The following is a 14,503-nucleotide window of genomic DNA, read 5'->3' as shown; positions in this document are numbered from 1 at the left end:
ACAGACTAATTTTATCTTTTTTCCGAGAGGCTGGTTCATGAAGCTGGATAATTTAAAAGCTGAATGGGCTCATTTAGCCCTGACTGAAAAATAGGAAAAATGGAAGGTGGCGCTTTTGGCCGCATACCATTTTTATCTTTTTTCTAAAGGGCTAGCCCATGAAGCTGGACAATCTAAAAGCTGAACAGTTCTTATTCTCCTAAAATCACCTATTAAATCCTTTTATGTATTGTTATATATTCTTCTAACAACTGTTTTATAGTAGCACAGGTTCACAAACTTTCCAATAGCCTCTCTTCATTTTAACGCTGATTTTTCACAAAATAAATAGTACTCAGCCCAAAGTAAAAATACCGAAACGTGTCTTGAAACAACGTCTCGGTATCTTGACATTTATCTTTATACTTCTTGTAATACCTGCTCTGGCTTAGATGCTTTCACATTCAGTGTGATCTTGCCTTTACTTGCACCGATAGTTACTTTATCGCCTAAATGAATCTGACCAGAAAGTAACGCTTCGCTCAAGCGGTCTTCTACTTCTTTTTGTAACGCGCGGCGAATTGGGCGAGCACCATATTCAGGATCAAAACCGACCTTACCAATCACTTCAATAGCTGCTGGCGTGATTTTCACATTCACATCTTGTTCTTTCAAGCGTTGAACGATCGACTTACTCATGATTTTGACGATCTCATGAATCTCGGCTTGATCTAACGAACGGAAAACAACTGTTTCATCTACACGATTCAAGAACTCTGGACGGAACGCCTTTTTCAATTCTTCCATAATTCGTTTTTGCATCGCATTATAGTCTTTTGATAGGTCTGTTACATTAAAGCCAACATTTTTTTCTTCACGAATAGCTGTCGCACCGATATTGGAAGTCATGATTAAGATTGTATTTCTAAAGTCCACTTTCCGACCTTTAGAATCGGTTAAATGCCCATCATCTAATACTTGTAACAAAATATTGAATACATCTGGATGTGCTTTTTCTACTTCATCAAGTAAAATTACTGAGTATGGTTTTTGACGAATCTTTTCAGTTAATTGACCACCTTCTTCATAGCCAACATAACCTGGAGGCGAACCAATCAAGCGACTTGTACTGTATTTTTCCATAAATTCAGACATATCTACTCGGACAAGGGCATCTTCACTGCCAAACATCGTTTCAGCCAATGCTTTTGCTAACTCTGTTTTCCCTACTCCTGTTGGTCCTAAGAACATGAACGATCCAATTGGTCTGTTAGGGTCTTTTAAGCCGCTGCGGGCTCTTCGAATGGCACGAGAAACAGCTTGTACTGCTTCGTTTTGACCGACTACTCTATGATGCAAAATATTTTCTAATTCAAGTAGACGTTCACTTTCTTTTTTCTCTAATTGCTGCAACGGAACTCCTGTCCATTGTGAAACAACATTGGCGACATCTTGTTCTGTCACTCGATTTGCATAGCCAGAAGCTTCTTTTTGCTCTAATAATAAAATGTTTTCTAGTTTTCTAGCTAATTTTTTCTCTTTTTGACGTAATCTTGCTGCGCTCTCAAAAGATTGTGATTGGATCGCTTCTTCTTTTTCTTGAACCAAACGAGCCAACTCCAAACGTAGATCATTGATCTCAGAAGGCTCATCAGCTAAATCTAAACGTACTTTAGCTGCCGATTCATCCATCAAATCAATCGCCTTGTCTGGTAATTGACGAGAATTGATATAACGGACAGATAACTGAACTGCAGCATGCAACGCATCATCCGTAATCTCAACACCATGGTGCTCCTCATATCGAGAACGTAACCCTTTCAAAATCTCTTCTGCCTCTTCTGGTGTCGGTTCATCCACTTGAACACGAGCAAAACGTCTTTCTAAAGCAGAATCTTTTTCAATATATTTTTGATACTCATCCAATGTAGTCGCACCGATTGTTTGCAACTCACCTCTAGCAAGCGCTGGTTTTAAAATATTAGAAGCATCGATAGCACCTTCTGCTCCACCTGCACCAATCAATGTATGTAACTCATCAATAAATAGAATCACTTCACCGTCTTGGTAAATTTCATCGATCACTTTTTTCAGACGATCTTCAAACTCGCCACGATATTTTGTACCTGCAACTAGTGCGCCCATGTCAAGCATCATCAAACGTTTTTGCTGCATATCTTCAGGTACTTCACCATTAACGATCTTTTGAGCTAATCCTTCAGCGATTGCCGTTTTACCGACACCTGGCTCCCCGACTAAAACTGGATTGTTTTTTGTACGACGACTAAGGATTTGAATCAACCGTCTTACCTCTTGAGAACGACCAACGACAGGATCTAAGTCATTTTCACGTGCTAATTTAGTCAGATCACGCGCTAAAGAATCCAAAGTCGGTGTTCCTTTAGGGGCAGCTTTTTGCGCTTGATTATTTCGGCGACGTCCAACATTTCCACTCATTTGCGGATCTGTAATCCCTATTTTTTTCATTAATAGCTGACGCATTTTGGATAAACTTAACCCTAAGTTCAATAAAATACGAGAGGCTAAGATATCTTCATCTCTAAGTAAACCTAATAAAATATGTTCTGTACCTATATTAGGTGCTCCTAAGCGTTTCGCTTCATCTCCAGCATACGCAAAAACCTGTTTTGCACGAGGAGAATATGGTAAATACGTTCCTTTAGGATATGATTTAACTGTTCCATATCCCGTTAATTGTTCGATTTCTTCACGAATATCTGTTTTATTTGCATTCAGCTGTCGCAACGACTTCCCAGCAATTCCGTTTGGTTCCAAGACTAATGCTAAAAGCAAATGCTCTGAGCCTACAGACTGATGCCTAAAATATTTTGCTTCTTCTTGTGCAATGGCTAAAACTGCCTTGGCACTTTCTGTAAATAATTCATCCATACTATCATTCCTCCTCGTAACTCAAACGTTCTAAAAACGAATGCATCAATTGAGCACGTAAATAATCTTCATCTGGTCCTGCTTTGCCTAAAACCTGTTTTCCAAGTACAGACAACATCAGATTTCCTTCTCTTTTCGTAATAACTTTTTCTTCATATAGCTTTTGTATAAAAATCAGCGCATCTTTTTCTGAAAGTTCGTTCCCAGTAAATTGAGCCATTTGTTTTAGCAGCTGGTCACTATCGGAAATTTGTACCTTAGCAATTCTGATATAGCCCCCACCGCCACGCTTACTTTCAACGGAATATCCACGTTGAATCGTAAAACGAGTGTTGATTACATAATTAATCTGGGAAGGAACACAATTGAATAAATGGGCCATCTCCGCTCTGCGAATTTCAATCTTACTGCTTTCTTCAAGAATTTTCTTTAAATAAGCTTCAATTAAATCTGAAGTATTTTGATTACTCATAGCACTCATCCTTTTCCCTTGACTAATACTGACCTTCATTATACCTAATTTCAACTGTTTAATAAAGGAGAATGCCTAATTTATAAAGAAATGCTCAATAGTTCGATAATAGAAGGAAAATTAAAAAAGAACAGAGTATTCAGGCTCTATACTTTCTGATGTTGGCGAGAAATCACCAGCATCTTTTTTAATACCAAATAATAGAAAAGACACCTCGATATCCTTTAGAATTAAGTCGACTAAAACCATTCAACATGTTTATGATATATATGCTCTATTTTCTCTCGTCAAAAACTATTTCCAAGCGTGCGGATTATTCTCGATCGCTTTCATATTATACAACTCATTAGTCGGATCTTTTTAAAATACCATATCCAGAAAAGAAACGCCTTTCTTCATCACAACCACTTCTACTAAAAAAAGAGTCGAAACGAACTTAAAAATGCACTAGAATTACCATATTCTAATATATAGACCATTGGACTGTTTAAATAACTATATTAAAGTGTTGAGAAGAACTGCTTATGACTTTTATAATTTTTACAATTTCAATTTTAAAATTTCTTTATGTTTTAGCACGATTCTTTTTCAAGCAAACAGAAAAAACTAGAGGAAATTTCCTCTAGGAATCAAGTGAAATGCTTTAATTCTTTGGGTTTTCTTCGCCAGTATTAGTTGGCAAAGAGCCCTATTTTTCTGATTGGATCATTCTTTTAGTTTATCAACTTTATTATTTTTCCTTTTTCTTTTTAAAAGCTAGATAGTAAAATAGTGCTGGAAATACTATTAAGCTTACAAGGCTTCCTGCACCATAAGAATCAGATAGATCCATTCCTTTTATTAATTGGTTGATTGCAGCCAATGTTAATAATACTGCCACTACTAATGCCCATTTACGTTGAACTTTTTTTTCATTCATTTGCTATTCTCTCCTTTTAGTGATTCCCTTTTTTTAATTTTAGAATACTTGCTTTTTGAGTTGCATAAATTGCTCCCTAATCGATTGTTCTTATACTACATATTTTCTGTTTGATATCATTAACCAAAGAATCGATAATTCTTACTTATATAGCATATAACGACAAGTAAAAAAGAACAACCCCATCAGCTATTTTTTTCTAATTGAATTTGTTCTTTTGTTATAAAACAATTTCGCCATTTTTACTTTTATATCTGCTTTAAACGTGGTTCTCTATTCTGTTTATTTAATAAAATTCCACTTAATTAAACTTTTTCTTTACCTCCATTAGTTGACAAAGAGGCTTTAAAACTTATTTTAATCTTCAACAACTAGTTTTGGATAAGTAATTATTTCTATGTTCTTTTCATAATTATCTGCAAAATCAATTTCCTGACTGTTTCTATAACCTTCAAATATTACTTCATCACTATCTTCTATATTAAGAAAACAAATTCTTGGCTTCCATCTATTCCTTGTGGGTATAATGTTGCTGAATAATCAAAGTATCCTATTTTACTATTTTGATTGAAGAGTTGAGCTCTACCAACAATCATTAAAAGAATATCTTCTTTTTTTAAGCTTACGATAGAAGCAATTGGCAATATATCTTGTTCTCACTCATCATACATACCTGCTTTCATTTGCTTTTTTAAAATTCTAAATGCTTTTTGTTGTGCAATTGGATAAACTGAATGATGCATAAGACTAGTTATAAACCCTAATATAAGCAATTCTATTGAATCTTGTGTTGAAATTTTCTCAATAAGAAATGAGTACAAAAAAAACATACAGTATCCAATTAAAAATATCATCTCTACCCAAGCCAATAGTTTCAAATTTTTTGAGTTTTTAACTACCTTAGTTACTTCTTCTTTTTTAAAAGTTTTTTTTATCCGTTTTCCTTTAGACTTCTCTACCAACAAATTAGCTAAAATTTTTCCTAAAACCCATCCCACTCCAAAAAGACAAAGAACTATTAAATAAGCTGGAAGAAAAGGGATTAGATTAAATTGTTTAGCCATTAGCGGAATTATCAATACTCCTCCTAGCATACTTATTATCCAGGTATTTGATTTGGAATAACTTTTCCCTGCTTTTTCAGTGTATGGACCTACGAATTCTTGAATGAATAGTTCACGTGTAGATAAGTCAAAGTAGACAGTTTTATCAGAATCAATCTTTAATAACGGTACTGTTTTATTTTTCAATTAAAAGCTCCTCCTAATGATTTTCCAACATTAGAAAACCATTTACTTGCATTTTCTTTGACATTATTGATTGTCTCTGATATTTTTTCCGCCTTTTTATCAAAACTTTTTTTAGCAGCTCCAGATTCTACCCAATCATACGCTTTAGATCCAAGTGAGCCAATCAACATACCAGCACCGGCTCCAATTATAGTTCCTACTACAGGTATAGGAATTGCAGTCCCTAACACAGCACCAATTTGCCCACCAACGGCAGCTCCTCCTGCTCCGATTGCCGAATGAGCTATTGTATTTTTTATTGCCCTTCCCTCATCATTATATTTTGTCATTTGATCATTATAGTCAAACGCTGCCCCTGCTACTGTTCCAGAAATTCCTAAACCTTTCCAAATTTTGCTACCAGTAACAGTATTAGAGACAGTTATTAGGTCATCTCCCGCACTTTCTAAGACCCGTGCTCGTTTGCCTATTCGCGATAATTCATTAGGAGATATACTTCTGCTTCCCATTTGTAAGGCATCAACTCTCATGTTTTTACCAGTCATTTTAAGTCCTTGAAAAACGCCCTCACTTAATGCGTGACCGTAATCCAATCCTTTAACTGAATTATCTAAAGCCGTGTAGCTAACCCCTCTATTAATATCATTTATCCGTTTCTTCACATCTGGATCATCCACCCCATACTTCGCAATCATTTCTGATGGCGTCATCGAGTTCAGATCTTTTTCTTTCGTTTTTCGTTGCTTTTCATATACCTTCTTCAAATAAATAGCAATCACCAGAACGTGACTAGTGACTACTACGATTTACTTTCTCTTTTAGCGTGCTCCTAAAGCATTTCTTTGCTTGCCAGTTTATTATATGGAGTAGAGACTTTAACGGTACTTACGCTGCTTTTTGTTGTAATATAATTTTTATTATATATATTTCAAAATACTTAATATATTATTTATAATACTACGACAAACAAAAAAACTCTCTTATTAATTAAATTTTGTTAGCTATTGAATTATATAGACCCTTTATGATAACTTGAATTTTGAATCATGTTATCATATTGCTCTTCAAATTCTTCTTCTTTTTCATTTCTGAACCCTTCGAAAACTACTGTTTCAACATTCTCCTTGTTGAAAAAATAAACGGCCTCTGGAGCTAGCATTCCTTGTGGAATCAATACAGCACCATAATCAAAATAGACTTCTTTTCCTTTATCTTCGATAAGACTTCCTCTTGCTATTATCATTAGTTCAGAGTTGTCTCCATCTTTTAGTTTCACTATTGTACCTAATGGTAAAATCTTATTATTCATACTAATTTCTCCTCACTCGATAATTTAAGACTTCATTTTTATTTGTCTTTCTGTTTTCTTTTGATTTTTTTAGCTGTTTTATACCATATTTTTGGATTATTCACTAAAATTACAGTTAATAATCCTGCGATTGCTACTCCTAAAATTAGGGAAAGAAAAAGTTCTTTTATTATAATCATAATTTCAACCTATTGTCTTTCTTAAAATTTACAAGGTAGACCATATAAACGGGTATACTGATAAATAAAATCATAGTTGGTATACGAATAAATTCTTGTAAGCTATTAAGATCAGGAATCACTTGAGATAGTCCCCAAAAAATAAACAATATAACTAAAACTAACACCATGTAATGAAGCCTTTTGTCTAAGAGCATAAAAATCAATGGATTCTTCAAATATCCAGTACTTCTAATTGCATGCATCGCATCTTCAATGCTAGTATCAGTATAACTTTGGCTGTTTCCATACATCATATGATTGATGAATAACGTTAATGTAGTTGCAAAAAAGATAGTAAACACTATTATACTAATACTATTAATCTCATTACTAATAAATTTCATTTTAAAAATTGAAGTAATCACTCTAAATATAATAAGACAAACAAATATTCCACCAATTAGATAGCTATTTGATTTGCTTTTCTTTGCAGATACTTTTATACTTCCGTCTCTAACTGCGACATCTCTTTTTTTATCCCAATATACGCTTCCACCATATTTACTATCTCCCAACCAAATATATCTTCTCATAGAAAAAGACTCCAATCTTAAATATTAACGGTTATAGTTAATTACCAAAAAGTGTACCCCAACTGAAAAACTTATTATCTTTAGAATGAGCTAATTCATCCCAAACTGAGTTTAATACATTTCCAACAACAAAACCTGCTGCTCCACTGCTCAAGCATAGACAGCTCCCATAGAGGAAGCAGTAGGCGCGGTACCATTTATTGGTAAAACGGAAATATTCAAATAAAGAGAACACAATACACACTACAACAAGGGCGTATATTGGACTATTCCCCAATATGCGCCTTTCATTAAAACTTATTTTAATCTTCAACAACTAGTTTTGGATAAGTAATTGTTTCTATGTTCTTTTCATAATTATCTGCAAAATCAATTTCCTGACTATTTCTATGACCTTGTAATTTGAATGTAATATTTTTGTACCTAAATATACATAAATAGATATACAATCATACTTTCAACTATGGTTCTGTTACAGAGATTAAAAATGAACAATAATTGATAAATAAATCAGTTAGCAATAACATCAGAAACCTTTCCTTTAGAGACATTTTTATTCTTCATTACCCATTCTTTTAAAGCAGCTAAGGTTCTTTCTTCATTTTCTCCTACATACCCTGTATATACAACATCTCTAATATCTTCATTATTAAAGTACGCAAATTCCTGTACGTTTATTAAACCAGTCATTTGATTTATAGCAGCATAATCTAGATAGCATTCTTCATTATCAATGCGAATTATTGGTTGTCTTGCAACAATCATTAAAGGTATAATGCCCTCATTTAAATAAACTACACTTCCTATTGGTAATAAACTTGTCTTGTCCATAACATTTCTTCTGTCTTATTACTGTATATTCAATTATTTTTTGAATAGAGATTTCCATTCTTTATTTCTTTCATATCAACACCAATCAGATTCAATTTCCTATTTTTAATTTTCTTTATGTTTATCATAAATTTTCTTTTTCGATACACTCCTGAAAAAGTACCAATAAAACGAATAGTAACATCATAATGACTATTATTCATCTTTCCTAAGGGTTATATTGTACTTAATTTTTTGATTTGAGTTAATTTTCCCGTTGAATATAGTTAAAATTAAAAAAATAAAAGTCAACAAAATCATTAATCTCTCTTGCACGATAAATGGTATAATTACCGTGAAAATCACTAAGAATATACTTAATCCTATAAATGTTATGATGGATTTAACTCCTGAGATCATCTTCACTACGCTCACCACCACTTCAAAAATTCTTGGGTAGTTTGTAATGGATTTTTACTGTACCCTTGTCCAACTTCATGTAGCTCAATATTAAGTTTCTTTAATTTTTTTTGGAATTTGGATTTTCTCAAAGAGAAAGTTATTTTGAGTAAAGAAAATGATACCAACCAAAATAAAATAAGATTCAGTATTCCAGTTAAATAACTAATGGGCAAGTTACTTGCACCCCACAATAAATCTAATGGTATTACATTTCGAAAAATAGCCATTAAAGGAATTACTAAAGCCAAACCTAGATAACTTTTATCAGATTTTTCTTTTGTTTTTATTATTAATTCTTTTCCAGATATCGAGTATTTCTTAAGTGAATCTGTAGCTTGATAAACTTTTCTATTAAACTTAAACTGCTTAAAACCAAATAAGAAAAAATTTTGTTGTATAATGAATTCTTCCCCTTCATCGTCTATTAACAACCAAAACCCACGAATAATTTTGTTAGTTTCAAATGTCAGGTTATATAATTTACCCTCAATACTCTTTATCAAGAAAATACACCTCCAAAGAAGTCGCTTACGCCATTTGATACAGTATTCCATCCTGATACAATAGCGCTCCCAACATTATCTTCAAATTCCTTTACTCCATCAAAATTGTCCCGTAGCCAATCATTACCCATACCTACAATTACACCCACACCAATCGTCACTCCAATACCCGCACCAATCGGAGTTGCTCCTAGAATAGCTACACCAATTCCTGTCACAATCCCAGTTGTAATTTCTTTACCCAAAGATTCTTCTGCAGTATCTCCTTGCCACATATCTATCCCTACACCAACGAATGTGCCAGCCACTTCAGTTAAACCTTTTCCCGCATGTTTGGCAATACTGTTAGCTGTACTTTCTGCCGCTTCTCGAGCAGCTAATGTTGCCCCAGAGGTCTGCCCCATAATTCGTCCGTCCGGCATCGTTATTGAGTATCTATTGGCCCAAATAGAATTTGATACCTTTTCTCCATACATAGACCCAACTTTTTGAACACCTTTCTCCAAATGTTCTCCAGCTATTGTAGTACCTGATGTCTGCAATACACTCCCTAATGCTGTAAAAGTAACCCCTCTGTTAATATCATTTATCTGCTTCGGTCACATTTTTTTGAAACGCTTGAACATTGTCTGCTAAGGCAGTACTATTCGCAAAAGCCAAGAAACGAGGATCGGTATAGCTTAATCCTCCGACTTTCTGTGCTGATTTAATTTGTATGTTTAAAGACTGAATCATGTCTTCATTAGCCGAATTGCCTTGCTTACTGTCGAACTGATTGACTTTTTTTATGATTTCATCCGCATACTTCTTCGTCGCATCCGCTACTTGATTAAAGTCACTTTTTGAGGCGGATAATGAAATTAAATCAGAAATACTGCTATACACTGACTGGAAACTTTTCACTTGTTCTTGATAGGTTTGTTTCATCTTGTCAATATCTGATTTTGCTTTGATTAGAACTTCTTCGCTAAGGACCGCTGAATCGGATGATTCGCCTGTTGTCCCTTTAAAATCCTGATATGCTTGGTGTAACTCCATTTCAACAGCTAGATAACTACTTTTCAACCCAACAAGTACGGCATTCTGGTTATTATTGATATCCGCTGATATAGCTTGTCTTACTTTACCAGACATGGCGTTACTGTTAATTATACCATTCATTGCGTTTTTTGCAGTATTTAATTGACTTTGCGCTGTCTTAGAAAGCTTTTGATACTCTTCTACTGCTTTCTTCATTTCTGCTGTATCAACATAAAATCCCATAATACACTCCTTTCCATGCGTTTATCCTATTACTTTTGTTCTGAAAGCTCAGACAACACTTCAAAATAAGCAATTGTATCTTCAGGTTTCATGTACGCTGTTGAAACTTGTTGTTTTGTTACCTGAGTCGCACGTAAACCATCGAAAGCAAACGCTTCTTCATGTTCATTTGTCAGACTTTCCGCAATCACTCGTTTGATCATCATATTAGAAATCAAAATAGGTTCATTCCCTGGAATTTCACCGTAAGGCCACAATAAGAGGTCTATCACTTTAACTATCTAAAAAAGAGAAACACTACTGCGCCTCTCTTTTTAACTTATTTCTTCAGGTGATTAAGAAAAAAATTCTCATTTACTTTATTAAATATTTTTTTGCATAATCTTTGTAACTTGGTTGTTCTTTGATGTTCATAGCATAAACTAAAGTGCCATTTAGATAGTCATCACTATCTATCTTCAAAAATAATGCTAGTTCGGTATTCCCCTTTTCTGGAAATATTATAGAATATTTCTCATTATCAATCATTAACCCATAATATTTAACTCCATTTGAAGTCCCTACGGCATTTTGTTTGTAGTCCAATTTGTCAGTATCCTTGTTATTTGATATAGTAATTTCCTTATCCTTAATTTCTAATGAATACGCACTACCTGCCGCATCTTCAGCTTTCCAGTTTTTCTGAATCTCTTTTGATCCTGAACACCCCACCATAATAATAAGAGTTATACAGGCTAAAATAAAAACTTTATACTTATTCTTCATATCAAAACCTTCATTCTATAAATTTTGGATTGTATTTGCTTTTCAATTCTTTATTTAACGTATACTCATAATTAACCTCTTTTGATTTGTACGCAACTTCATTTGGAGAATAGTACGCATTATCGTAATAAACTGCAAAGAGGAATGCCAACATTTGATAATGCCTGTTTAATGTATATATTGTATAGGTGCTCTTATTATCGTAAGATACATTGTCTTTTTCAATCAGACCCACTTGAATATCGTTAGAATCGTACAATGGTATTTTTAACCCTTTTTTACCTAGTCCTATTGCATAGAAATAATACGTTTCATCGTTGTAATTTAATTCAAAAAAAGTATAACCAAACAACCATCTTGTTCTTCTTTCACATAATGAACCTATTAACACATTATTTTCATTGTATATTTGAAAGGGGAGTAATTTCACGTTTTTAGAATAATTGAAACGACTCAATGCATCTTTAATGATAGAAAATTGTAATTTAAAATTTTTATTTGCTATTGAAACATTAATCTGTGTTCTTAAGTTAATTGGTATTTTAGTTGTACCTACAATTCTATTGGCTTCTGTTAGTTCATACATTTTTCCAAAATTAGCTTTAGTTTGGATAAGTCTATTTGTTATCATTGGATTTCTCTTCCAATTTTTTATTAATGTAAGTTCTATATTCAAATTCTTCTACATCTTGTAACCCGACAAAATACACCATATCTATAGCATCATTATTAAATAAGAATAGTTGGTCTGGATTAATAATTCCCTCTGGAAAATAACAAGCAGAATAATCATACGTAACTCCTGATTCAACTTCCTCTTGAATTCTTCCACATATCATAAGCCGTTTTGTAGCACCGTCTAACATTACTACGGAACCAATTGGTAATAATTCTTTCATAAACAAATTCCTCCTACCATTTTATTGTTATATCTAAATAGGCGCTCTCCCTTTTTTCATAAACTCTAAATTTGTCAATTCAGTTACTTAGTAAACCATAGTGGAATCAATATTTGATAATAAATAAACTTTTCCACTTATACCTTTTTGAACACCACCAACTTTTGAACTTCCTTCAAAAGTTGCATGTTTATATTTTAGACTACTTTCAGCCCCACTAGCTTTCTTAGCCACATCATCCGCAAGTCCACTGCCCTTACTAAAGTTAGATTTCGCCATCTTCATGTAGTCATCAACTGTCCCTTTTCCAAGAACTTTAACGCTTCCTCCACCTGCAAGGGCGATTTCATCCATGAGTGGGACTGGAATATTTTTTAGTTTTGTCGCAACTGCTTTAACTACGTCATCTCCATATTTTAATCCTTTAATTGACCAAAAGATGGAAGTTCATCTTCATATTCAAAAAACAAGTTCCTAAATCAAAATTTTCCTTTTCAACTATTCCAAGCAATGAACCCAAAACTATTTTTTCTCCTGTATTGGCTAAATGAGTGGTTAAATAATTTTTCTTAGGTAACCCTCCGTTATAATTTTCTAAAAACTCTTTATAGTCATCTGGAAATACAATATCAAATTTTTCTTCTAAAGATAAAATATCTATCATTGATAAGGAACCAAATCCGTTAATATTATTCACTAACTCACCTAAATATTTCTTTTTATCGGAAATTCATTTTTGAAAAATCCTTCCAATTTTGATACACGAAAAAGCGGTATCAGCTGTTGTTTGCTCACTAATACCGTTTCAATAAATTTCACATTGTCTAGCTGAAATTACTGTACAATTAATAAACATTCAAAATAAATAGAAAAGTCTCTTGAATTTTTGTACAATAAATACAGCTAGCTTTTGTTAGCTACTGGCAACTTGATTAGTGAGTTCTAGCTTACTATTCAAGGATTTACTATCCGACTCCAATCAGATAGTAAAGTGCCTTTTTTATTTAATTCTATTTCTAAATTCTATTATTTATAACAGGAACAGATTATTTAAGCTATTGGTCCCATAAATTCAATAATAATCTGTAAATATTCCATTAGCTTAACCTTTTCAAGGTTCTCAACCTTTTCCTCCCCTCCAATCCCCAGTATAGGAACATATCCAAAACACTCGTCATATTCAGGAAATCCTAATAATTCTGTAGCTTGTGGATAAGGTAGCCATTTCAACTCTTCTACTCTAAAGTCAACATCAAATATATCATCAAAGAAAAAAGTAAATCCTGACATTATAGTATCGATGATTCCATGTCTAAAATTTAAAATCCTAACATAATTATCTGACCAGATAATTAAATCACCCATCCCTGTGGCGAATAGTACAATACCATCATGAAAACGTTGACTTCCTAATTTCAATGTTTCTTCAAAATTTTCTGGATTAACAGATTTTAGATAACCACCAAAAAAAGTTCCAAAACCATATTCCCTCCAGAATTCAATAATTTCTTTGGGAACTTTATCTTGATATTTTTTTATAATTCTATCTTCAACATCTGATTGCTTTTTAAAATCTTCAATTATATTTTCCAATTTTTCACTTCCTATTCAGTTAATTTAACGTTTATTCGAATTTCTTTCAATTGTTCAGGAGTCATATTCTTTGCTATTTCCTGAATTTGTCTATCTACTTCACTAATTCTAGTTCGCCACTGACTTCCTAAAGAAGAGTTAATTTTAGAATCACCTAACCCTTGTATATTTGTTGGATTTCCGCCAGCAATCATGTCGGGGTCATGTAAAGCAGCTTGATCCTTCATCCAGCCCTCTGCTTGTGTTTTGGCTTCTGCTCTAGACATTCCTTGATTTCTTAATTCCGCAATTTTATCAGCTAAAGCCTCTTGTCTAGCTGTCTGTTGTGCTACCGAAGCTTCTGGTACTCTTCCCTTATCTAAATATTGTTGTCGATTTTTCAAGTATTCTTCAACTGTTAATTGATTCATACCATCTTGTTGTTTTTTCAATTGACGAATAAATTCTTCTGAATCATGGTTAGCATTCCTTTTAAACTTAACTTCAATTTCTGGCAATTTAGGAATATCATCCACAGCTCCACTGGCTTTCTTAGCCACATCATCAACAGCGCCACTGCCCTTACTAAAGTTAGATTTCGCCATCTTCATGTAGTCATCAATTGTCCCTTTTCCA

The 14,503-nt window shown here is 33.4% G+C and carries 20 protein-coding genes; all 20 read right to left on the bottom strand.

Annotated elements, in window-relative coordinates:
• Positions 1–399: 399 nt before the first annotated feature.
• A complete protein-coding gene (locus BCR25_RS05415) occupies positions 400–2,889 on the bottom strand; it encodes an ATP-dependent Clp protease ATP-binding subunit (protein ID WP_069662598.1) in 2,490 nt (829 codons plus the stop codon).
• A gap of 4 nt (positions 2,890–2,893) precedes the next feature.
• A complete protein-coding gene (locus BCR25_RS05410; RefSeq protein ID WP_069662597.1) occupies positions 2,894–3,361 on the bottom strand; it encodes a CtsR family transcriptional regulator in 468 nt (155 codons plus the stop codon).
• Between the two features lie 730 nt (positions 3,362–4,091).
• Complete coding sequence (locus BCR25_RS05405) at positions 4,092–4,280, bottom strand: hypothetical protein (RefSeq protein ID WP_010772013.1); 189 nt, start codon at positions 4,278–4,280, stop codon at positions 4,092–4,094.
• Between the two features lie 476 nt (positions 4,281–4,756).
• Complete coding sequence (locus BCR25_RS20645; RefSeq protein ID WP_245792319.1) at positions 4,757–4,876, bottom strand: DUF4176 domain-containing protein; 120 nt, start codon at positions 4,874–4,876, stop codon at positions 4,757–4,759.
• Between the two features lie 60 nt (positions 4,877–4,936).
• Positions 4,937–5,530: a hypothetical protein gene (locus tag BCR25_RS05395; RefSeq protein WP_069662596.1), complete on the bottom strand. Its 594-nt coding sequence runs from the start codon at positions 5,528–5,530 to the stop codon at positions 4,937–4,939.
• A complete protein-coding gene (locus BCR25_RS05390) occupies positions 5,527–6,294 on the bottom strand; it encodes a hypothetical protein (protein ID WP_139124529.1) in 768 nt (255 codons plus the stop codon). The genes BCR25_RS05395 and BCR25_RS05390 overlap by 4 nt, the downstream gene beginning before the upstream one ends.
• 245 nt (positions 6,295–6,539) lie before the next feature.
• Complete coding sequence (locus BCR25_RS05385; protein ID WP_069662594.1) at positions 6,540–6,839, bottom strand: DUF4176 domain-containing protein; 300 nt, start codon at positions 6,837–6,839, stop codon at positions 6,540–6,542.
• 175 nt (positions 6,840–7,014) lie between these two features.
• Complete coding sequence (locus tag BCR25_RS05380) at positions 7,015–7,593, bottom strand: hypothetical protein (protein WP_069662593.1); 579 nt, start codon at positions 7,591–7,593, stop codon at positions 7,015–7,017.
• A gap of 510 nt (positions 7,594–8,103) precedes the next feature.
• Positions 8,104–8,424, bottom strand: coding sequence for a DUF4176 domain-containing protein (locus tag BCR25_RS05375; protein ID WP_069662592.1), 321 nt, complete (start codon positions 8,422–8,424; stop codon positions 8,104–8,106).
• Between the two features lie 410 nt (positions 8,425–8,834).
• The gene (locus BCR25_RS05365) at positions 8,835–9,368 is read right to left on the bottom strand and encodes a hypothetical protein (RefSeq protein WP_245792310.1); all 534 of its coding nucleotides are present in this window, start codon (positions 9,366–9,368) and stop codon (positions 8,835–8,837) included.
• Positions 9,365–9,910: a hypothetical protein gene (locus BCR25_RS20090; RefSeq protein ID WP_069662590.1), complete on the bottom strand. Its 546-nt coding sequence runs from the start codon at positions 9,908–9,910 to the stop codon at positions 9,365–9,367. Before BCR25_RS20090 ends, BCR25_RS05365 begins: the two co-directional genes overlap by 4 nt.
• 40 nt (positions 9,911–9,950) lie before the next feature.
• Entirely contained in the window at positions 9,951–10,631 is a 681-nt protein-coding gene (locus BCR25_RS05355; protein ID WP_069662589.1) for a T7SS effector LXG polymorphic toxin, read from the bottom strand.
• A gap of 29 nt (positions 10,632–10,660) precedes the next feature.
• A complete protein-coding gene (locus BCR25_RS05350) occupies positions 10,661–10,903 on the bottom strand; it encodes a hypothetical protein (RefSeq protein WP_069662588.1) in 243 nt (80 codons plus the stop codon).
• Between the two features lie 82 nt (positions 10,904–10,985).
• Positions 10,986–11,396 carry a hypothetical protein gene (locus tag BCR25_RS05345; RefSeq protein WP_069662587.1) on the bottom strand — a complete coding sequence of 137 codons (411 nt, stop codon included), beginning with the start codon at positions 11,394–11,396 and terminating at the stop codon, positions 10,986–10,988.
• Positions 11,397–11,406: 10 nt separating this feature from the next.
• Positions 11,407–12,027 carry a hypothetical protein gene (locus tag BCR25_RS05340; RefSeq protein ID WP_069662586.1) on the bottom strand — a complete coding sequence of 207 codons (621 nt, stop codon included), beginning with the start codon at positions 12,025–12,027 and terminating at the stop codon, positions 11,407–11,409.
• Complete coding sequence (locus BCR25_RS05335; RefSeq protein WP_069662585.1) at positions 12,014–12,295, bottom strand: DUF4176 domain-containing protein; 282 nt, start codon at positions 12,293–12,295, stop codon at positions 12,014–12,016. The genes BCR25_RS05340 and BCR25_RS05335 overlap by 14 nt, the downstream gene beginning before the upstream one ends.
• Positions 12,296–12,382: 87 nt before the next feature.
• Positions 12,383–12,649, bottom strand: coding sequence for a hypothetical protein (locus BCR25_RS05330; RefSeq protein ID WP_069662584.1), 267 nt, complete (start codon positions 12,647–12,649; stop codon positions 12,383–12,385).
• A 70-nt stretch (positions 12,650–12,719) separates the two neighbouring features.
• Positions 12,720–12,992 carry an SMI1/KNR4 family protein gene (locus tag BCR25_RS05325; RefSeq protein WP_069662583.1) on the bottom strand — a complete coding sequence of 91 codons (273 nt, stop codon included), beginning with the start codon at positions 12,990–12,992 and terminating at the stop codon, positions 12,720–12,722.
• Between the two features lie 353 nt (positions 12,993–13,345).
• Positions 13,346–13,888 (bottom strand): T6SS immunity protein Tdi1 domain-containing protein, encoded by a 543-nt coding sequence (locus BCR25_RS05320; protein ID WP_069662582.1) that lies wholly within the window; start codon positions 13,886–13,888, stop codon positions 13,346–13,348.
• Between the two features lie 11 nt (positions 13,889–13,899).
• On the bottom strand, positions 13,900–14,503 hold a 604-nt coding region (locus BCR25_RS05315; protein ID WP_211272489.1), incomplete at its 5' end, for a polymorphic toxin type 15 domain-containing protein.

The sequence above is a fragment of the Enterococcus termitis genome, from assembly GCF_001730305.1.
In the GTDB taxonomy this organism is placed as follows: Bacteria; Bacillota; Bacilli; order Lactobacillales; family Enterococcaceae; genus Enterococcus_L; species Enterococcus_L termitis.
Note: the sequence above shows the minus strand (reverse complement) of the source record. Positions and strands in the feature narration are given on the sequence as shown.